Origin of the sequence: Stenotrophomonas sp. SBJS02 (assembly GCF_020428325.2) — a bacterium.
Lineage (GTDB): Bacteria > Pseudomonadota > Gammaproteobacteria > Xanthomonadales > Xanthomonadaceae > Stenotrophomonas > Stenotrophomonas africana.
The window spans coordinates 3,983,888-4,004,021 of record NZ_CP109812.1 but is presented as its reverse complement, the minus strand read 5'-3'; the positions used below and the strand labels follow the sequence as shown (position 1 = coordinate 4,004,021).

Annotated in this window: 14 protein-coding genes and 2 pseudogenes; 6 read left to right on the top strand and 10 right to left on the bottom strand. The window is 67.3% G+C overall.

Going from position 1 to position 20,134, the window contains the following annotated elements; translation table 11 throughout:
- Nucleotides 1–60: 60 nt before the first annotated feature.
- Together waaA and FQS62_RS18485 are read left to right on the top strand one after the other, a co-directional pair.
- Complete coding sequence (gene waaA / locus FQS62_RS18490) at nt 61–1,359, top strand: lipid IV(A) 3-deoxy-D-manno-octulosonic acid transferase (protein WP_049444011.1); 1,299 nt, start codon at nt 61–63, stop codon at nt 1,357–1,359.
- Between the two features lie 215 nt (nt 1,360–1,574).
- Nucleotides 1,575–2,792 (top strand): hypothetical protein, encoded by a 1,218-nt coding sequence (locus tag FQS62_RS18485; protein WP_049444009.1) that lies wholly within the window; start codon nt 1,575–1,577, stop codon nt 2,790–2,792.
- Between the two features lie 68 nt (nt 2,793–2,860).
- On the opposite strand, the gene FQS62_RS18480 is transcribed toward FQS62_RS18485, so the two are convergent.
- The 3 genes and pseudogenes from FQS62_RS18480 to FQS62_RS18470 all read right to left on the bottom strand — a co-directional run.
- Nucleotides 2,861–4,219, bottom strand: a complete 1,359-nt coding sequence (locus FQS62_RS18480; protein ID WP_049444008.1) for a TolC family outer membrane protein — start codon at nt 4,217–4,219, stop codon at nt 2,861–2,863.
- A gap of 16 nt (nt 4,220–4,235) precedes the next feature.
- Nucleotides 4,236–4,883, bottom strand: a complete 648-nt coding sequence (locus FQS62_RS18475) for a protein-L-isoaspartate O-methyltransferase family protein (protein WP_164158636.1) — start codon at nt 4,881–4,883, stop codon at nt 4,236–4,238.
- A 155-nt stretch (nt 4,884–5,038) separates the two neighbouring features.
- A pseudogene (locus tag FQS62_RS18470) lies at nt 5,039–5,698 on the bottom strand (TetR/AcrR family transcriptional regulator); the annotation flags it as partial.
- Nucleotides 5,699–5,821: 123 nt separating this feature from the next.
- Here FQS62_RS18470 and FQS62_RS18465 point away from each other — a divergent pair.
- A pseudogene (locus FQS62_RS18465) lies at nt 5,822–6,957 on the top strand (efflux RND transporter periplasmic adaptor subunit).
- A gap of 3 nt (nt 6,958–6,960) precedes the next feature.
- Complete coding sequence (locus tag FQS62_RS18460; RefSeq protein ID WP_025874140.1) at nt 6,961–10,122, top strand: efflux RND transporter permease subunit; 3,162 nt, start codon at nt 6,961–6,963, stop codon at nt 10,120–10,122.
- Nucleotides 10,123–10,521: 399 nt separating this feature from the next.
- On the opposite strand, the gene FQS62_RS18455 is transcribed toward FQS62_RS18460, so the two are convergent.
- On the bottom strand, nt 10,522–11,427 hold the full coding sequence (locus tag FQS62_RS18455) for a LysR family transcriptional regulator (RefSeq protein ID WP_049445542.1): 906 nt from the start codon (nt 11,425–11,427) through the stop codon (nt 10,522–10,524).
- Between the two features lie 123 nt (nt 11,428–11,550).
- Between FQS62_RS18455 and FQS62_RS18450 the strand changes: the two genes are divergently transcribed.
- Both FQS62_RS18450 and FQS62_RS18445 read left to right on the top strand, forming a co-directional pair.
- The gene (locus tag FQS62_RS18450) at nt 11,551–12,324 is read left to right on the top strand and encodes an SDR family oxidoreductase (RefSeq protein WP_088480523.1); all 774 of its coding nucleotides are present in this window, start codon (nt 11,551–11,553) and stop codon (nt 12,322–12,324) included.
- A gap of 97 nt (nt 12,325–12,421) precedes the next feature.
- Nucleotides 12,422–13,411, top strand: coding sequence for a hypothetical protein (locus FQS62_RS18445; RefSeq protein ID WP_208043872.1), 990 nt, complete (start codon nt 12,422–12,424; stop codon nt 13,409–13,411).
- 93 nt (nt 13,412–13,504) lie between these two features.
- On the opposite strand, the gene leuB is transcribed toward FQS62_RS18445, so the two are convergent.
- Genes leuB through FQS62_RS18415 form a run of 6 tightly spaced genes read right to left on the bottom strand, consistent with a single transcriptional unit; the run spans nt 13,505 to nt 20,077 of the window.
- A complete protein-coding gene (gene leuB / locus FQS62_RS18440) occupies nt 13,505–14,566 on the bottom strand; it encodes a 3-isopropylmalate dehydrogenase (protein WP_208043871.1) in 1,062 nt (353 codons plus the stop codon).
- On the bottom strand, nt 14,556–15,134 hold the full coding sequence (gene leuD, locus FQS62_RS18435) for a 3-isopropylmalate dehydratase small subunit (RefSeq protein WP_208043870.1): 579 nt from the start codon (nt 15,132–15,134) through the stop codon (nt 14,556–14,558). Before leuD ends, leuB begins: the two co-directional genes overlap by 11 nt.
- A complete protein-coding gene (gene leuC / locus FQS62_RS18430; RefSeq protein WP_107380372.1) occupies nt 15,134–16,552 on the bottom strand; it encodes a 3-isopropylmalate dehydratase large subunit in 1,419 nt (472 codons plus the stop codon). Before leuC ends, leuD begins: the two co-directional genes overlap by 1 nt.
- A 60-nt stretch (nt 16,553–16,612) precedes the next feature.
- Complete coding sequence (locus FQS62_RS18425) at nt 16,613–17,392, bottom strand: class I SAM-dependent methyltransferase (protein ID WP_057500351.1); 780 nt, start codon at nt 17,390–17,392, stop codon at nt 16,613–16,615.
- A 10-nt stretch (nt 17,393–17,402) separates the two neighbouring features.
- The gene (locus FQS62_RS18420) at nt 17,403–18,989 is read right to left on the bottom strand and encodes a 2-isopropylmalate synthase (protein WP_208043869.1); all 1,587 of its coding nucleotides are present in this window, start codon (nt 18,987–18,989) and stop codon (nt 17,403–17,405) included.
- Nucleotides 18,986–20,077 carry a threonine dehydratase gene (locus FQS62_RS18415; protein WP_057500352.1) on the bottom strand — a complete coding sequence of 364 codons (1,092 nt, stop codon included), beginning with the start codon at nt 20,075–20,077 and terminating at the stop codon, nt 18,986–18,988. The genes FQS62_RS18420 and FQS62_RS18415 overlap by 4 nt, the downstream gene beginning before the upstream one ends.
- Between the last annotated feature and the right edge of the window lie 57 nt (nt 20,078–20,134).

The window sequence follows — 20,134 nt, the reverse complement described above, 5'->3', positions numbered from 1 at the left end:
TGCCCCATTCTACCAAGGCGGCCGCGTGTCTTTCCCGGGGGGCTCCCGTATCCTTGCCGCATGCGTAAAGACCCTGTCGAATGGATCCTGCGCGGCCTGTATTCGGTCGTGCTCTACATCCTGCTGCCGATCACCGTGTATCACCTGGTCTGGCGCGGTTTCCGGGTCCGTGAGTACTTCCGGCGCTGGGACGAGCGCTACGCCTCCTATCCACAGCCGACCGGCCAGCCACGGGTCTGGCTGCACGCGGTGTCGGTGGGCGAGGTCAATGCCGCCGCGCCGCTGGTGAACGCCCTGCGCGAGCAGCGCCCGGACATCCGCTGGGTCATCACCACCATCACCCCGACCGGTTCGGAGCGCGTGCGAGCGCTGTGGGGCGATGCGCTGGACCACGTCTACCTGCCGTACGACGTACCCGGCAGCGTCAACCGCTTCCTCGGTCACTTCCAGCCCAGCCTGGCGCTGATCCTGGAAACCGAACTGTGGCCGAACATGCTGTTCGGCTGCCGTGACCGGGGCATTCCGGTCTACATCCTCAATGCGCGCCTGTCTGCACGCTCGTTGCGCGGCTACCGGCTGCTGGCGGCGCTGATCCGGCGCGCCCTGCGTACGGTCACCTGCGTGGCCGCGCAGTCGCAGGACGACGCGGACCGCTTCGTCCAGCTGGGCGCTGCCCCGGAGCAGGTCCAGGCGCTGGGCAACCTGAAGTTCGACATCGCCACGCCGGACGTGAAGAGCTTCGTCGAGCAGTTCCACGCCCGCGTGCCGGCCGGGCGTCCGGTGTGGATCGCCGCCAGTACCCACGATGGCGAAGAACAGGCGGTGGTCGACCTGCACCGTCGCCTGCGCCAGCAGCATCCCGACCTGCTGCTGCTGTGGGCGCCGCGTCATCCCGAGCGCTTCCCGAAGGTAGAGGCGCTGACGCGCGAACAGGGCTGGAACGTGGCCACCCGGCGCGCGAAGCAGTGGCCCGAGGCCGACACCGACGTGTTCGTCATCGACACTCTGGGCGAGCTGATGCCCTTCTATGCCTGCGCGCAGGTGGCGTTTGTCGGCGGCAGCCTGCAGCCGATCGGTGGCCACAATCTGCTGGAGCCGGCGGCGATGGGCACCGCTGCCGTGACCGGCCCGCACCTGCACAACTTCGCTGAGATCTCGCGCCGCATGCGTGAGGCCGGCGCACTGCTGATCGGCGAGGACGTGCAGGCGGTCGGCGACCTGTTGCAGCACCTGCTCGACGATGTACAGGCGCGCCAGGACATGGCGCGCGCTGGCTGCACGCTGGTCAGCAATGGCCGGGGCGCCCTGCAGCGCACGCTGGCGCTGGTCGCGCCGCATCTGCCGCCACCGCGGAGCTGAGACGCCTACCGGCAGCAGGCCGGTCGGCTGACGTGATCGACTACATCAATTCTGCTTAGCGACCGGAATCCTGTCGCAGCAGGACCGGTTATAGGCCTTCGATCGTGTCTGTGATCACATCGCGGAGCCCCCGGTACAGATTCTGATACCGCCCCTTGGCGCAGGCTGCCAGCCTGCTGCCGACCGCACCTGGGCGGATATCAAGGGGACTTGCGATGGACAGCGACAACAGCCTCGACCGGGATGCCCGCCTCGGCAGGGATCACGTCGCCACGGTGGCACTGACGCTGCTGCTGGGGGGCAGCGTGATCGCTCTGGTCGGCCAGCACACCGCCGCGCAGGCGGGACCGGCCATCGTGCTGAGCCTGTTGTTGGCCGCGCTGGGCACCTTGCCCCTGCTGTGCTGTCTGCACGTCCTGAACCCGCTACTGCCCGTTGATGGCCTGCTGGGTCTGCTGCGCGCCGGATCGGGCAGGGCATCTGCCGGCCTGCTGGGTGGCATGTTGCTGCTGGAGCTGGTGGCGACCAGTGCTGGCGCGGCGCAATCCCTGGCCAGTCATCTGCGCGTGTTCCTGCTCCGCTGCGGCATCGATGCCGGCAACGCCATGCCGGATCAGCTGGCGGCGGTCTTCGGCCTGCTTCTGCTTGGCGTGGTCGGGTTGCTGCCGCCACGTCGTGTGGTATTGGCTGCCTGTGCGTTGCTCACGATGAAGATCGGCATCGGCCTGCTCCTGCTGGCCCTGGCGGCGCGTTACGTGCACTACGCACATTGGATTCCATGGTTGCCGGAAGCAACGGCGCCTTATCGTTTCGGACTGGGTGGAGTGCTGGCGGCGAGCGTACCGCTGCTCGGTGTGTTCGCCAGCGTTGGCCTTGCGCTGGGATTTCCCGGCATGGGCCGGCAGGAGAGGGCACGGACCATGCCGCTGCTGGCAGGGATGCTGCTGCTGGCCATGCTGCTGCTTATCGTGCTGGCCGCGTTGCAGGCAGGACTGGTGGAGTTCCCTGCATTGGCCAGTACGCGACCGTTGTCGGTGGCGCTGCAGCAGCACCCGCAGCTGCACTGGATGATGCCGTTGCTGCCACTGGCCGGTGCAGCAGGGCTGGCGGCGCTGCTGCTGGTAGTGATGAGGGTTGCCGCGCGCCTGGCGGCGCAGCTGTGGCCTGCGGCCAGCCATGCGGTGGCAGGATTGCGGGCGCGACTGGCGTGGTGCGTGGTGGTGGCCTCGGCGGCGGTGCTGGCGCTGCTGCTGCCCGTTGGTACGCTGCCGGTGCTGCCTGGCCCGGCAACCCTGCTGGTGATGGCGGCCTTGTGCCTGACCGTGCTTCGCGTGCAGGCGCCACCCTCACGCGTCTTGTTGGTGCTTGCGCCCGTGGCTGCGGCACTGTGCGTGTTGGCCGCAGTGGAGCGCATGCGTGTCTGGCCGGGCTGATCGCCGTGCAACGGCCACAAAAAAGCCACCCTCGCGGGTGGCTTCTTCGTTGCCGGCGCGGCGACCACTCAGTGCGTGGTCGTTGCCGGGTTGCCCGCGTCCTGGGTCAGCAGGCGGTTCACGTCCTGCAGCTCGGCCACATCCAGCGCACCCAGCGACTGGCTCAGCAGCAGGCGGTTCTGCAGGAAGGTGTAACGGGCCTGGGCGTAGTCCAGCTGCGCCGAGAACAGGATGCGCTGGTTCTGGATCACGTCCAGCACGGTACGGGTACCGACTTCCAGCCCGACCTGCGAAGCATCGTAGGCGCTCTGTGCCGAGACCACCGCCAGGCGGCGCGCTTCCACTTCGCTGATGCCCTGCACCAGGGTCTGGTAGGCATTGCGGGTGTTGCGGTCCAGGGCACGCTTCTGCTGCTCGTAGCCGTCCTGGGCGATGTCACGCTGGGCCAACGCCTGACGCACGCCGGACTGGGTGGCACCGCCGGCGAAGATCGGCACGCTCAGGGTCAGGCCGATGCTGTTGGTGCGCGCATCCGGCGACAGCGAACCCGCGCCGGTGCTGTCACCCCAGGTCGCGCTCTTGCCCCAGCTGCCGCCCAGCGACAGGGTCGGGTAATGACCGCCACGGGCAGCCTGCACCCCTGCCTCGGCGGCGCTGACCTTCAGCTCCTGCGCCTTCAGTGCCGGATTCTGGGTGGTGGCCTGGTGCACCAGCTCATCGATGTTGCCGCGGTTGGCCGGCACTTCCGGGCGGAAGTCGGCCGGCAGGCCGCGCAGGTTGACCACCGGCTGGCCGGTCAGCTCGGTCAGTGCCTGGTAGTTATCGGCCAGGGTGTTCTGCGCAACGATGGTGTTGGCGCGCGCCTGGTCGTACTGGGCGCGCGCTTCGTGCACGTCGGTGATCGGCGCCAGGCCCACTTCCAGGCGCTTGTCGGCGAAATCGAACTGCTTTTTCGCGGCCGCTTCGTTGGTCTGTGCGGCGTTCAGCGATTCGATCGCCACCAGCACGTTGAAGTAGGCCGCCGACGTGCGAACGATCAGGCTGTCGTTGGCCGAATCGAGGGTGAAATCCGCCGCCTTGCTCAGCTCGCGCTGCGAACGCAGGTTGTTGATCTGGGTCCAGTTGAACAGCGTCTGGCTGCCGTCGATCGTGTACGTGCGGCGCTTGTTGGTGAACGAGCCGGAGTTGGCGTCGGCGTTCGGCTCGCTGCGCGTGCGGTTCAGCGTGGCCTGGCCGTTGATCTGCGGCAGCAGGGCGGCGCGCGCCTGCACGGCACCTTCCTTGTCGACCAGCCGGGTCGATTCGGCGGCGGACAGCTGCGGATCGCCGTTGCGGGCCATTTCGTAGACCTGCAGCAGGTCGGCGGCATGGGCGGACAACGGCAGCAGGGCAGTGGCCAGCGCAACAGCGAGGGATCGGCGGATCATTGCGGCTTCCTTGGACTCAGAGGTGGAACTGGGGTGCCGGGGCGGCACCGCGCAGGTAATCAATATCGGTCTCGAACAGGGACTCGGTGCTGCCGTCGGCCTTGATCAGCAGGGCCTCCATCGCCGGCGAGCGGCCGTGGATCACGAACAGGCGTCCACCCGGACGCAGCCACGAGGCAAACTGTGACGGCACCACGTCGACCGCACCAGTGACACAGATCACGTCAAAGCGGCGTTCGGTCTGCCAGGACAGGGCGTCAGCCACTTCCACGCGGACGTTGGTGCCCAGGCCGGAAGCATCCAGGCGCGCGCGTGCGGCGGCGGCCAGCTCCGGGTCGATCTCCAGGCTCAGCACGTCGCGCGCCAGCGCGCCAATGCAGGCCGACAGGAAACCGCTGCCGGTGCCGATTTCCAGCACTTCGTCACCCGGCTGCAGGTCCAGTGCCTGCAGGGTACGGCCCTCGATGACCGGCTTCATCATCTTCTGGCCATGGCCGATCGGCAGTTCAACATCGGCGTAGGCCAGCGCCCGGTGCGCGTCGGCAACGAAGGCCTCGCGCGGCAGGCGGGCCAGGACGTCGAGCACCTTGATGTCCAGCACGTCCCAGGGACGGATCTGCTGTTCCACCATCAGTTCGCGGGCGTGGGCGTAATCAATCGTCATGAGGTTCAAATCCAGCGCAGTGGGCCGGCCATTTTACCGGTGCCGGAGGCCGGCGGCGCGCCCAGAGCATCAGCTGCGGGGTGGCCGGGGTCGCAGTGCCGGAAGTCATCGCGACCTCCGGTTCGTTCAGTTTTGGTTATCCAGCATTCCCAGCCCCCGCGCGCGTAGGCGCGCAGGAAGAAATCCACGCTGGCGGCCACGTGGATCGCAGCATCGGTCTCGACGGGGGACAGTGGCATGCCGCACATCATATGCATGTGCACTTCGCCCTTCACCAGGGTCAGGAACTGCTGACCGGCGATGTAGCAGTCGGGGATATCCAGTTCGCCGCGCTCGGCACGCGAACGCATGAAGTCGGCCAGTGCCTCGCAGGTGCGTTGCGGGCCCGCCTGCCAGAACAGTTCGCGCAGGCGCTCGTCGGTCTCCGGCGCCATCATCATCCGCTGGATCGACAGGGCCGCGTCGGAGGTGATCATCTCGAAGAACGCCATGCCGATGCCCAGCAACTGGTCACGCAGGGGGCCTTCGACGTCGGCCACGAACAGCGCGTCGGGCAGCATCTCGATGCACTTGGACTGCACAGCTTCGGAGAACAGGGTCTCTTTGTCGCCGAAATGGCTGTAGACGGTCAGCTTCGAGACGCCGGCCTGGGCAGCAATGCTGTCCATGCTCACGCCGCTGTAGCCCTGTTCAATGAACAGTGTCTTGGCTGCCTCGAGTATTGCCGCGCGCTTGCCCAGATCCTTGGGGCGCCCGGGACCGGCAGCCTTGGCAGCGGGCTTGGCCGTCAGCTTTCGGGAAGTGGGAGAACTCATTCCGCTAATACTAGACCAAGCGGTTCGATATTTATACTATACCGGCTGGTTCACTAATGTCCGCGTTGCAACAGTATGTTGCCGGCGCGTTCCCCCCGGATTTCTTTTCAGGTCCTGTACCTCATGAAAAACATGCGTTGGTTGGGCGTAGGCGTACTGGTCGTGGTGTTGGCAGCGTGCGGCAAGCAGGCCGCCGAGCCGGCGGCGGCCATCCCGGTGCTGGTGGTGCATCCCACCACGCAGGATGGACAGGCCGCGGCCGCCTACCCCGGCGAGGTGCGTGCCCGCCAGGAAAGCCCACTGTCGTTCCGGGTTGGCGGCAACCTGGTCAGGCGCCTCGTCGACGCAGGCGAGCGGGTGAAGAAGGGCCAGCTGCTGGCCGAGCTGGATGCGGCCGACTACGCCTCGCAGGCGGCGGCGTCGCAGGCGCAGCTGGCGGCGGCGGAAGCAGACCTGGTGCGCGCGCGCGATGACCAGAAGCGCTATGCCAAGCTGGCGGAAGACCAGCTGGTGAGCCGCTCGGCACTGGACCAGCAGACGGCGGCATTCAAGGCTGCACAGGGCCAGGCCAACGCCGCCCGGGCCAACCTCGCCGTGGCCCGCAACCAGGCCGAGTACGCGCAACTGCGCGCACCCGCCGATGGCGTGATCGCCAGCCGCCAGGCCGAAGCCGGGCAGGTCGTGAGCGCGGGGCAGACGGTGTTCACCCTGGCCGCCGATGGTGGCCGTGAGGTGCTGATCGCGCTGCCGGAAAGCAGCATCCGCGACTACAAGGTCGCCAGTCGGTGCAGGTGGAACTGTGGAACCGTCCGGGCCAGCTGCTGCCGGGCACCCTGCGCGAAATCGCCCCGGCCGCCGATGCACAGGCGCGCACCTATGCCACGCGCGTGAGCCTGGCGCCGGAAGCACTGAGCGAAGTGGAACTGGGCCAGAGTGCGCGGGTGTTTGCCACCGCCGGGCGCAGTGGTGCGTTGCAGCTGCCGCTGGCGGCCGTGCTGCGCGGCAGTGATGGCAAGGCCAGCGTGTGGGTGGTCAATCCGTCCAACGGTGCATTGAAGGCAACGCCGGTGCAGGTGGGTGCCTACGGCGCGCAGGCCGTGCCGGTCGTGTCTGGCGTGGGCGCGACGGACTGGGTGGTCGCTGCCGGCGGCCATCTGCTGCGCGAAGGCCAGGTGGTGACGCCGGTCGACCGCCAGAACCGCCCGGTGCTGGCACCGTCGGCCGCCAAGCCGGCGCCGGCCGCAGGCAAGGGGCACTGACCCGTGCGCCGCTTCAATCTCTCCGAATGGGCGCTGGGCAACCGTGCGCTGGTGTTGTTCGCGATGCTGGCGTTCGCCGTCATCGGTGCCTGGTCGTACAAGCACCTGGGCCAGTCCGAAGATCCGCCCTTCACCTTCAAGGCGATGGTGGTACGCACGATGTGGCCGGGCGCCACCGCCGAGCAGGTCTCGCGGCAGGTGACCGAGCCGATCGAAAAAGCGTTGATGAACACCGGCGAGTACGAATTCATCCGTTCGTACTCGCGGCCGGGCGAATCGCAGGTGATCTTCATGGCGCGCGACAGCCTGCGCTCCAAGCAGATCCCGGACCTGTGGTACCAGGTGCGCAAGCGCGTGGGCGATATCCGCGCGACGCTGCCGAGGGAGATCGTCGGGCCCTTCTACAACGATGAGTTCGGCGACACCTTCGGCAACATCTACGCGTTGACCGGCGAAGGCTTCGACTACGCGGTGATGCGCGACTATGCCGACCGCATCCAGCTGGAGCTGCAGCGCGTGCCCGACGTCGGCAAGATCGACCTGGTCGGCCTGCAGGACGAGAAGGTGTGGATCGAGCTGTCCAACACCAAGCTGGCCACGCTGGGCGTATCGCTGCAACAGGTGCAGCAGGCGCTGGCCGACCAGAACGCGGTCAGCGCCACCAGCTTCTTCGAAACCCCGACCGACCGCGTGCAGCTGCGCGTGACCGGTCAGTTCGATTCGATCGAGGACATCCGCAAATTCCCGATCCAGGCCGGCGAACGCACGTTGCATCTGGGCGACATCGCCGAGGTCAAGCGTGGCTTTGCCGATCCGGCCTCGCCGAAGATGCGCTTCATGGGCCAGGATGCGATCGGCCTGGCGGTGGCGATGAAGGACGGCGGAGACATCCTCAAGCTCGGTGCCACCCTGGATGCCGAGTTCGAGCGCCTGCAGAAGACCCTGCCGGCCGGCATGCAGCTGCGCAAGGTGTCCGACCAGCCGCATGCGGTGGAAGAGTCGGTGGGCGAGTTCGTGCAGGTGCTCACCGAAGCGGTGGTGATCGTGCTGCTGGTCAGCTTCTTCTCGCTGGGCCTGCGTACCGGCCTGGTGGTGGGCGTGACCATCCCGCTGGTGCTGGCGATGACCTTCTTCGTCATGCACTACTTCGATATCGGCCTGCACAAGATTTCGCTGGGTGCACTGGTGCTGGCACTGGGCCTGCTGGTGGACGATGCGATCATCGCGGTGGAGATGATGGCCACCAAGATGGAGCAGGGCTACGACCGCCTGCGCGCGGCCAGTTTCGCCTGGGAATCCACCGCCTTCCCGATGTTGACCGGTACCCTGATCACTGCCGCTGGCTTCCTGCCCATCGCCACGGCGGCATCCAGCACGGGTGAGTACACCCGTTCGCTGTTCCAAGTGGTGACCATCGCGCTGGTGGTGTCGTGGATCGCGGCAGTGCTGTTCATCCCGTACCTGGGTGACAAGATGCTGCCGGACCTGTTCAACCCGCAGCTGCCGAAGCCGGACAGCCTGGCCGGCCGCTGGCGCGCCAAGCGCCTGCAGTGGGCCGACCGGCATCCTTCACTCGCGCGCTGGATCGCACCGAAGGAGCATGCGCACGATCATGATCCGTACCAGCGGCCGTTCTACACGCGCTTCCGGGCGTTCCTGGATACCTGCCTGCGCCATCGCTGGTGGGTGATCGCTGCGACCATTGCACTGTTCATCGGTTCGTTGATGCTGTTCCGCTTCGTGCCACAGCAGTTCTTCCCCGACTCGACCCGCCCGGAACTGATGGTGGACATCGAGCTGGCCGAAGGTGCGTCGCTGGCCGCGACCCAGGCACAGGCCGACAAGCTGGAGAAGCTGCTGAAGGGGCGCGAAGGCATCAGCAACTACGTGGCCTACGTCGGCACCGGTTCGCCGCGCTTCTACCTGCCGCTGGACCAGCAGCTGCCGGCCACCAACTTCGCCCAGTTCGTGGTGCTCACCGAAGACGCCAAGGCCCGCGAATCGACCCGCGACTGGATGCTGAAGGACGTGATCAGTCAGTTCCCGGATGTGCAGATGCGGGTGACGCGCCTGGAGAACGGGCCGCCGGTCGGTTATCCGGTGCAGATGCGCGTGTCCGGCGAGCACATCGCACAGGTGCAGGCGATCGCGCGCCAGGTCGAGGCCAAGGTGCGCGAGAACCCGCACGTGATGAACGTGAACCTGGACTGGAGCGAGCCAAGCAAGGTGGTACGGCTGGTGATCGACCAGGACCGCGCCCGCGCGCTGGGCGTCAGCAGTGCGCAGGTCAGCCAGTTCCTCAGCAGCTCGTTGTCGGGCATGAGCGTGAGCACCTATCGCGAAGGCAACCGCCAGATCGAGATGCTGCTGCGTGGCCCGGACAACGAGCGAGCGCAGCTGGACCTGCTCGGCAGCCTGGCGATTCCGACCAGCAGCGGCACCGCGGTGACACTGTCGCAGGTCGCGCGGCTGGAATACGCCTTCGAGGACGGCATCATCTGGCACCGCAACCGTCTGCCGACGGTGACCGTGCGTGCCGACATCAGCGATGGCATGCAGCCGCTGGACGTGGTGCAGCAGATCGTGCCGACCCTGGATGGCATCCGTGCAGACCTGCCCAGCGGCTACCTGCTGGAGACCGGCGGCTCGGTGGAGGATTCGGCTCGCGGGCAGAACTCGATCAAGGCCGGCATGCCGCTGTTCCTGATCGTGGTGGCCACGTTGCTGATGCTGCAGCTGCGCAGCTTCTCGCGTGCGGCGATGGTGCTGGTGACCGCTCCGCTGGGCATCATCGGCGCGACGCTGTTCCTGTTGCTGTTCCGCGCGCCGTTCGGCTTCGTGGCGCTGCTGGGCACCATCGCGCTGGCGGGCATGATCATGCGCAACTCGGTGATCCTGATCGACCAGATCCAGCAGGACATCGATGCCGGGCATGACCGCTGGCATTCGATCATCGATGCGACGGTGCGGCGTTTCCGCCCGATCGTGCTGACCGCGCTGGCGGCGGTGCTGGCGATGATCCCACTGTCGCGCAGTGCGTTCTATGGGTCGATGGCGATTTCGATCATGGGCGGTTTGATCGTGGGCACGGTACTGACGCTGGTGTTCCTGCCGGCGCTGTACGCGGCGTGGTTCCGGGTCAAGCCGGATGAATCCGGGGCGTGATGCCCCGGGTTCTGCGGCTTCGGCCCCTGGCAGGTGCCGACCTTGGTCGGCACTGAAGCATGCATCCACGCGTGGCGTGGACTGATCTGCTCGCGGGATCTGCTTTCTGTAGAGCCGAGCCATGCTCGGCTGCTCTTCGCGCGATGATGGGATGAGCCGAGCATGGCTCGACTCTACAGAGGCATCCACGCATGGCGTGGATCTACTGCAGCCGGTCGTTGACCAGGTAGGTGCCAGCCTTGGTTGGCACTGCGGAACGCATCCACGCAGGGCGCGGACTGATCTGCTCGCGGGATCTGCTTTCTGTAGAGCCGAGCCATGCTCGGCTGCTCTTCGCGCGATGACGGGATGAGTCGAGCATGGCTCGACTCTACAGAGGCATCCACGCATGGCGTGGATCTACTGCAGCTGCAGGCCGATCCGCAGCACCGGCAGCAGCCATTCAATGAACACCTGCACGCGCAGCGCACGGTGTTGGCGATGCGGTTGCAACAGAGTCACCGGCAAGGGCTGCGCCACGTACTGCGGCATCACCTCCACCAATGCGCCTGATTGCAGTTCGGCCTGCACGTCGTAGCGCGGAATCTGCAGCAGCCCCAACCCCGCCACGCAGCACGCGATCGACGCCTCGGCGCTGTTCACCCGCACCCAGCCGGGCATCGGCAGCGTGCGCAGCTGGCCGCCGTCCTGCCACTCCCACGGTTCCACCCGCGCCGTGGTCGGCGACGCATAGTTCACTGCGCGGTGCTGCTGCAGGTCGGCGGGATGCTGTGGCACGCCGTGCCCGCGCAGGTAGGCCGGCGCGGCAACGTTGACGAAGTCGAGCTTGCCCAGTGTGCGCGCCACCAGGCTGGAGTCACCCAGCTGGCCGACCCGCAGCACGGCATCGCAGCCGTCTTCGATCAGGTTCACTGCGCGGTCGGTCATGCCCAGGTCCACTTCCACCTGCGGATACTGCGCGAAGAACCCGGGCAGCGCCGGAGCGATGATGCGACGGCCGATGCGGCTGGGCACGTCGATCTTCAGCAGGCCCATCGGCTGCGCGTCGTCCTGGCGGAACAGCGTTTCGGCGTCCTCAACCTCGGCGATCAGGCGCAGGCAGCGGGCATGGAACACGTCGCCGTCGTGGGTAGTGGACACTCGTCGGGTCGAGCGCTGCAGCAGGCGGGTGCCGAGCCGCTGCTCCAGCTCCGCAATGGCTGCCGAGACGGTGGAGCGGGGCAGGCCGAGCTGGTCGGCGGCGCGGGTGAAGCTGGCGCACTCCACGACCCGGGTGAAGATGCGGAAGCGATCGATCCGGTCCATTGTTCGCTGGTTCTGGAAAGTTAAGTCAATGTGGCGGGCTTTATCCGCATTTTCTGCACGATATCGTCGTCAGGGCAGGGTTGCCACCCCGGGCAGCCCCCTTCCGAGACCGAGATCGAGGCCATGACCGACCATTCCCTCAAGGGCAAGACCGTACTGATCGCCGGTGGCGCCAAGAACCTGGGCGGACTGATCGCCCGCGACTTCGCCAGCCAAGGCGCCAAAGCCATCGTCATCCACTACAACAGCGCCGCCACCCAAGCTGATGCAGAGGCGACCGTCGCCGACGTGCAGGCCGCCGGCAGCAAGGCGGTGGCCTTGCAGGGCGACCTGACGTCGGCCGCAGCGATGGAGCGCTTGTTCGCCGATGCCGTGGCCGCAGTCGGCCGTCCCGACATCGCCATCAATACAGTCGGCAAGGTATTGAAGAAGCCGCTGCTGGACATCAGCGAAGCGGAGTACGACGAGATGAGCGCAGTCAACGCCAAGGCCGCGTTCTTCTTCCTCAAGGAGGCGGGACGTCACGTCAACGACGGCGGCCGGATCTGCACCCTGGTCACCTCGCTGCTGGGTGCGTTCACGCCGTTCTACTCCAGCTACGCCGGAACCAAGGCCCCGGTCGAGCATTTCACCCGTGCGGCGTCGAAGGAGTTCGGTGAGCGCGGCATCTCTGTGACCGCGATTGGCCCCGGTCCAATGGACACGCCGTTCTTCTATCCGGCCGAGAGTGCCGACGCGCAGGCGTATCACAAGACGGCTGCGGCACTGTCGCCTTTCACCCGCACCGGCCTGACCGACATCGCCGACATCGTGCCGTGGATCCGCTTCCTGGTCACCGATGGCTGGTGGATGACCGGGCAGACCATCCTGGTCAATGGCGGTTACACCACCAAGTAACGTCGCGCGGGCTCGACGCTGCGGAAGGCATGCAGGCACAATCGTGCGCTGTTCCAGGGCCGGAGCGCCTGCCATGTTTTTCCGCACGACCTGCGCTTTGGCGCTGCTGCTGACTGCCTGCAGCGGGAGCGCCCGTGCGCAGACCGCAGAGACAGATGCAGTGCTGTTCCAGAATGATCTGCGCGAGGTGCTTGAATGCAGCGCAGGCCCGGATCTTCAGCAGCGCGTCGTCAGCCGCCTGCGCGCGGCACGCTATGCCGACGTCGCCGAACGCACTGCGGAACTGCGCGACTGGCGTTTCGAGGAGAAAGGGGCGGATGACGATCACCGGATGACTGTCATCACACTGCCACAGCCGATGACGGTCCACGGTATTGATGCGCGGCAGGTCGTTGCCGACCCCTTCGGCTTCTCGATTGCGCTTGACGGTGCACAGCGCGAGCGCGTCATCGCTGCCTATGGCCTGCACCTGCAGTCGAGCACGCTGCGTGAGCCGTTCGAGCTATGGTCGGCACCCACTGCGTCGGTCATTGTGCGCAGTGCGGGTGATGGCCATCGACTGGGATGCAAACCTTTCACGAAAGATGGCAAGGCAACCGTGCGTCAGGTGCCGGCTGTTGACGTCCAGGACCTGCAGGATGCCATTCACTGCCGCGCCGACGAAGGCAGCATGCGCCGGTTGCAGGCGTTCTGGCAGCGGCTTTCCGAACAGCCGCAATTCGAATGGCCGCAGGATGTCCGTTCGGTCAACGAGGTGAACTACACCGTCGACGATGAAGAGCTGCATCTGCTGCTGATCGGTTTGCAGGCGCCCGTCCAAGCGTACGGCGTTCCCACGCACACGATTGCGCTGGCGTTCGGTGGCTTCTTTGGCGTGGATCTCGGTAGCACTGCGGTGGCGCCAGTGCTTGCCAAGGCCGGCATGGATACCTCGCACGCGGTGGGCAAGGATGCCTGGCAGCGCTTGTTGCCACCGGTTGCGTTCAGCGGTGGTAGTTGGATCCCGCAACACATCGTGATGCGCACCGACGAAGGCCGCGTTGTTGCCGGTTGCGCCAGCGACTACGAGCGCGGTCCTTCGCGCTGACTTGATCTCTTGCTGGGCAGCCCACAGCAGGCCGGATAGGGTTCGGCGTCGGACAGGCAATGGGTGCCGGATATGCTCCGGCACCCGCGCGGCTCACCCCAGCTTGGCCAGTACCGCGTCGGTCGCCTGCGTGGTGCTCACGGCGGAACCCCGGGCGGCCAGGTCTGCGGTGAACACGCCGTCGTCCAGCACCGCGTGCACCGCCGCTTCCACCGCTGCGGCTTCGTCCTCCAGTCCCAGCGAATGACGTAGCAGCATCGCCGCGCTGAAGATCGTCGCGTAGGGGTTGGCGATGCCCTTGCCGGCGATGTCCGGCGCCGAACCGTGGATCGGTTCGTAGATGCCGACCGCACCGGGTTCGCCCAGCGAGGCCGAGGGCAGCAGGCCCAGTGAGCCGGCCAGCATCGAGGCCTCATCGGTGAGGATGTCGCCGAACATGTTCTCGGTCACGATCACGTCGTAATCGCGCGGCTTGGCCAGCAGGTGCATGGCCATCGAGTCGACCAGCTGGTGCTCCAGCGCCACGTCCGGGAACTCTTCGCGACCGATGCGTGCAGCTACGTCACGCCACAGGCGCGAGGTTTCCAGCACGTTGGCCTTGTCCACCGAAGTGACCTTGCCGCGGCGCTGTTGTGCCAGGCGGAAGGCGCTGCGCAGCACGCGTTCGATCTCGGCCACGGTGTAGCGGCACAGGTCACTGGCGCTGTCGGCGTCGCGGGTCTTGTCGCCGAAGTAGATGCCACCGGTCAGTTCGCGTACCACCACGAAGTCCACGCCCTGCAGCAGCTCGGCCTTGATCGGCGACGCGTGCAGCGCGGCCTCATGGGTACGCACCGGACGCAGGTTCGCATACAGGCCCAACGCCTTGCGGATCGCCAGCAGGCCCTGTTCCGGGCGCACCTTGGCGTTCGGGTCGGACCACTTCGGGCCGCCAACCGCGCCCAGCAGTACGGCGTTGGCAGCCTGGCAGGCAGCCAGGGTGGAGGCGGGCAGCGGCTCGCCATGGCGGTCGATGGCGATGCCACCGATGTCGTGCTCGCTGAAGGTAAAGGTGTGGTTGAAGCGTTCGGCGACGGCCTTCAGGACGGCGACTGCGGCGGCGGCGACTTCCGGGCCGATGCCATCACCGGGCAGGACAACGATTTCAGCGTGCATGCTCACTCTCGTAACGTTCGATTTCAGGGACACGGCCCAACAGATACCCCAACTGGTCGACACCTTCCAGCAGGCAGGTCTGCGAGAAGCCATCCAGCGGGAAGGAATAGACGCGGCCGTCAGGCGTGCGCAGCTCGCGCGCGGCCACGTCGATGGTCAGCTCGTCGTCCGGGCGCTGCATCAGCGCCTGCACGTCGGCTTCGTCCAGAACGATCGGCAGCAGGCCGTTCTTCAGCGAGTTGCCACGGAAGATATCGGCGATCTCGCTGCTGACGATGGCACGCAGGCCAAGGTCGGTCAGGGCCCACGGTGCATGCTCGCGCGATGAGCCGCAGCCGAAGTTGCGGCCCGCCAGCAGGATGCTGCGGCCGGCGTTGTGCGGCTGGTTGAAGGCGAAGTCGGCCACCGGCGAACCGTCGGCCTGCCAGCGCCAGTCATTGAAGGCGTTGCGGCCCAGGCCAGCGCGTTCGGTGGTGGACAGGAACCGCGCCGGAATGATCTGGTCGGTGTCGATGTTGGTCTGCGCCAGCATCACGCTGGACGAGGTCAGGGTACGGAAACCGGCCATCACGCCACCTCCTGTGCGAACAGCTCGCGGGTATCGGCGACATGCCCATTCACTGCGGCCCACGCGGCGCTCATCGGCGAGGCCAGCAGCGTGCGCGAACCGGGACCCTGGCGGCCTTCGAAGTTGCGGTTGCTGGTGCTCACGGCCAACTGTCCGGGTGCGACCAGATCGCCGTTCATGGCAATGCACATCGAGCAGCCCGGCTCGCGCCACTCCGCTCCGGCCGCACGCACGATCTCATGGATACCCTCGGCCTCGGCCTCGCGCTTGACGATCTCCGAGCCCGGCACCACCAGCATGCGAACCCGGTCAGCGACGCGACGACCGCGCAGTACCTGCGCCACTTCGCGCATGTCGCTCAGCCGGCCGTTGGTGCACGAACCGACGAACACCACGTCCACCGGCGTTCCGGCCAGCGCCTTGCCGGCCTGGAAATGCATGTAGTCCAGGCCCTTCTGTGCGGCGGCATCGTTGGCCGCCGGAATCGGCGCATCCACCGCGATAGCCGTGCCCGGATGGGTACCCCAGGTCAGGGTCGGGCGGATGTCGGCGGCGTCGATGTGCACTTCGCTGTCGAAACGCGCGCCCTCATCGCTGCGCAGCTGCTGCCAGCGCGCCACGGCGGCGTCGAAGTCGGCGCCCTTCGGCCCGCGCGGCGTAGCGGCGACGAAGTCGAAGGTGACCTGGTCCGGCGCCACCATGCCGGCACGCGCACCCGCTTCGATCGACATGTTGCACAGGGTCATGCGCTGTTCCATGTCCATCGCTTCGATGGTGCTGCCACGGAATTCGATCACGTGGCCGGTGCCGCCGTTGACGCCGATCACGCCGATGATGTGCAGGACCACATCCTTGGCGCCGACGCCCGGTGCCAGCGCGCCGTCAACGGTGATCGCGAACGTCTTCGCCTTGCGCTGCAGCAGGCACTGCGTGGCCAGCACGTGGCCGACTTCACTGGTGCCGATGCCGAAGGCCAGTGAACCGAAGGCACCATGGGTGGAGGTGTGGCTGTCGCCGCAGACGATGGTCATGCCGGGCTGGGTGAAGCCTTGTTCCGGCGCGATCACGTGGACGATGCCGCGGTTGTCCGAGGCCATGTCGAACAGTTCGATGCCGTGCTCGGCGCAGTTGCGTGCCAGGGTGGCGACCTGCGCTTCGGAGGCGGCGCTGGCGTAAGGCAGCGTGCCGTCGGCGGCGGCCGGCAGGGTCGGCGTGGAGTGGTCCATCGTCGCCTTGGTGCGGTCCGGGCGGCGCGGCGACAGGCCGCGCTCGCGCAGTTCGGTGAACGCCTGCGGCGAGGTCACCTCGTGGATCAGGTGCAGGTCGATGTACAGCACGGCGGGGGCGCTGTCGGATTCGGGAACCACCACGTGGGCGTCCCAGAGTTTGTCGTACAGGGTGCGGGGTGCGGAAGTCATGCGTATGCCTGGCAGAAGTACGAAATAGCGAACATCAGTAAAGAAAGCGGAACGGTCAAGTCAGCGACGGCGGGCGAGCACGCGCAGTCGCACGTAGTCGGCCAGTGGCTGGCCGGCGGCATTGCGCGGCAGCTCGGCCAGCAGCGCGCTGGCGGCTTCGCGCACGGTGGCGCGTGCCTCGGCCGGCAGGTCGTCCAGCAGCGGTGCGGCGAATACCCGCAGCCAGCCGGCCACGCCGGTCGGCAGCGCGGTTGGGCGCGGCGTGCACTCGATCAGCTGCACGTGGAAGCCATGCTGGCGCAGGCGGTCAGCATAGGCATCGGCCGTCGGGAAGTACCACTGGAAGGCGCTGGCGCCGTGGCCATGGGCCACGCGTGCAGCCTGTACCGCCGCGATGATCGTGGCCACGTTGCCGTGGCCGCCGAACTCGGCGACGAAGCGGCCACCGGGGCGCAGCGCACGGCGCACGCCTTCCAGCACGCGGTCCGGTGTGCCCATCCAATGCAGTGCCGCGTTGCTGAACACCGCATCGAACTCGCTGTCGAAGGCCAGTGCGTGGCCGTCCATCACCTGGGCATCGACACCGCGCGCGCGGGCGGCGATCACCAGCTCCGGCGAGGCATCCACGCCGTGGATGCGCGCACCGCTCAGGGCCAGTTCGGTGCTGAGTACGCCATCGCCACAGCCCAGATCGAGGATGCGTTCACCGACGCGCGGGTCGAGCAGGCGCGCTACCGCGCCGCCGAGCAAGGGCACGAAGCCGGCATCGATCGCATAGTCCTGGGCGTTCCACTGCTGGCCAGCGGCGCTGGCCGGGCTGGGGGTGTCGAAGGCGCTCATGGCAGGTTCCTCAGGCGGTGGCAGGGGTGGGAACGTCGGTGCTGCTGTGGGCGGTAGCCTGGCGCTGGCGCAGCAGGCGGTTGGCAACATCCAGCCAGGCCAGTGCGGAGGCTTCGATGATGTCCTTGCTGGTGCCGGTGCCGTCGTACTCCACGCCTTCATGGCGCACGCTCAGGTTGGCTTCGCCGCGCGCATCGGCACCGATGCCGACGCTGTGCACGTGGTAGCTGTCCAGCATCAGCTGCACGCCGGTGGCGGCCGACAGCGCGCCGAACAGCGCATCGACCGGGCCGTCGCCCTGCGCGGTCTCGGCCACGCGGTTGCCGTCCGGGTCGGACAGTTCGACCAGCGCATTGGCGCGGCTGCCGACATCGCTGATGGTCATCGAGGCCAGGCGGTAGCCCTGTGCGTTGGAGCCGCCCTGCATCAGTGTCTGCAGGTCGGCATCGGTGACCACGCGCTGCTGCTCGCACAGGCCCTTGAACTGCTCGAACACCAGCTTCAGCTCGTCCTCCTCCAGCCAGAAGCCCAGGGCGCGCAGGCGCGCTTCGACGGCAGCGCGGCCACTGTGGCGGCCCAGCACCATCTGCGAGTCTTCCCAGCCCACGTCTTCCGGACGCATGATCTCGTAGGTGCCACGGTGGCGCAGCATGCCGTGCTGGTGGATGCCCGATTCGTGGGCGAACGCATTGGCGCCGACGATGGCCTTGTTGCGCTGTACCGGCATGCCGACCAGGCGCTGCAGCAGCTGCGAGGTGCCCACGATGCGCGGGGTGTTGATCGAACTGTCCTGCTCGTAGAAGGCCTGGCGCACCTTCAGCACCATCGCGATCTCTTCCAGCGAACAGTTGCCGGCGCGCTCGCCGATGCCGTTGACGGTGCACTCGACCTGGCGCGCGCCGCCTTCGATGGCGGCCAGCGAATTGGCCACGGCCAGGCCCAGGTCGTTGTGGCAGTGCGCGCTGAAGATCACATTGGCGGCGTTCGGAACGTCGGCGACGCCGGCGATGACCTGCTGGAACATCGCGCGGATTTCTTCCGGCGTGGTGAAGCCGACGGTGTCGGGCAGGTTGATGGTGGTGGCGCCGGCGGCAATGGCCACGCGCGAGACTTCGATCAGGTAGTCCAGCTCGGTGCGGGTGGCATCCTCGGCCGAGAATTCGACATCGTCGATGTACGAGCGTGCCAGCGATACATGCTTGCGTACCGATTCCAGCACCTGCTCGCGGGTCATCCGCAGCTTGTGCTCACGGTGCAGCGGGCTGGTGGACAGGAACACGTGCAGGCGCGGGTTGGCGGCCGCTTCCAATGCACGTGCCGAGGTTTCGATATCGGCCTGCAGGCAGCGCGACAGCACCGCCAGGCTCAGGCTCGGGCGGCGCAGTTCGCGGCCGATCAGTGCCATCGCCTCGCGGTCGGACTGCGAGCTGGCCGGGAAGCCGGTCTCGATGATGTCCACGCCCAGTTCGTCCAGCGCACGCGCCATCACCAGCTTCTGCGGCGGGCTCATGCTGCAGCCGGGGGACTGCTCGCCGTCACGCAGGGTGGTGTCGAAGATGCGGATGCGCGGGGTGGTAATTCGTTCGATGGTGGTCACAGGGAAATCTCCTCGACAGCGGGTGCGACGGCTTGCAGGGGGGAAGGGGAAGAGGTGGGGGAAGCGGTGGCGCTGGCCTTGGCGGGCGAGCGCGGGGTTTCGCTGCGCCGTCGCCGCGGTTTGCGCGGCGGGCGCGGACGGATGTCGGTGAGCAGGCCGGCCAGGACACCGGCATCGATATTCCCGCCGGACACCACCGCGCACTTGCGGCGGCCGGCAACGCGGCGGCCTGCCGCCAGCGCCAACGCACCGGCGCCCTCGGCGATGATGTGTTCTTCCAGTGCCAGCCGCACCAGGGTTTCGCGCAGCTCGGCTTCGCGCACGATCACCACGTCGTCCAGCAGCGAGGTGCACAGGCGGCGGGTCAGGAAGCCGGGAATCTTCACCCGCACGCCGTCGGCCAGCGAGGCAACGGGAGCGATCTCGCGTACGTCACCGCGGATCGCTCGTGCCATCGAATCAACGCCTTCCACCTGCGCGCCGACCACGCGCACGCCCTGTGATTTCAGTGCCAGTGCAACGCCGGAGGCCAGGCCACCGCCACCGATCGGCACGATCACCACGTCCGGCGCGTGCGCGGCCAGCTCGATGCCGACCGTGCCCTGGCCGGCAATCACATCGGCATCGTCGAACGCGGACAGGAAACGGTAGCCGTGGCGCTGCGCCAGTTCGACCGCGAACGCGTAGGCCTCATCGTAACTGTTGCCATGCTGGCGCACGGTGGCGCCCCAGTGAGCGACGCCGGCGATCTTGGTGGCCGGTGCGCCGTGCGGCATCACGGTGATGGCCGGCACATCCAGGCGATAGGCCGCCCACGCAACGCCCTGCGCATGGTTGCCGGCCGAGGCGCAGATCACCGGCCGGGTGTCACCGCGCTCGCGACCGGCCAGCAGCGCATTCAATGCGCCGCGTACCTTGTAGGAACCGGTGCGCTGCAGGTTTTCCAGCTTCAGCCAGGTACCGAAGCGTTCGGCATGGTGCAGTGGGGTGGGCGGCAGGAAGCGGCGCAGGCGGGCCTGCGCCGCCAGAACGTCGGCGACGCTTACGTCGCCGACATCGCTTTCCTGGCTGGCATCAGCGGCCGGCATGGGCCACCAGCGCGGTGCGGAAGACCGCCGCATGCGGGCACGGGCGACGAAGAAGAC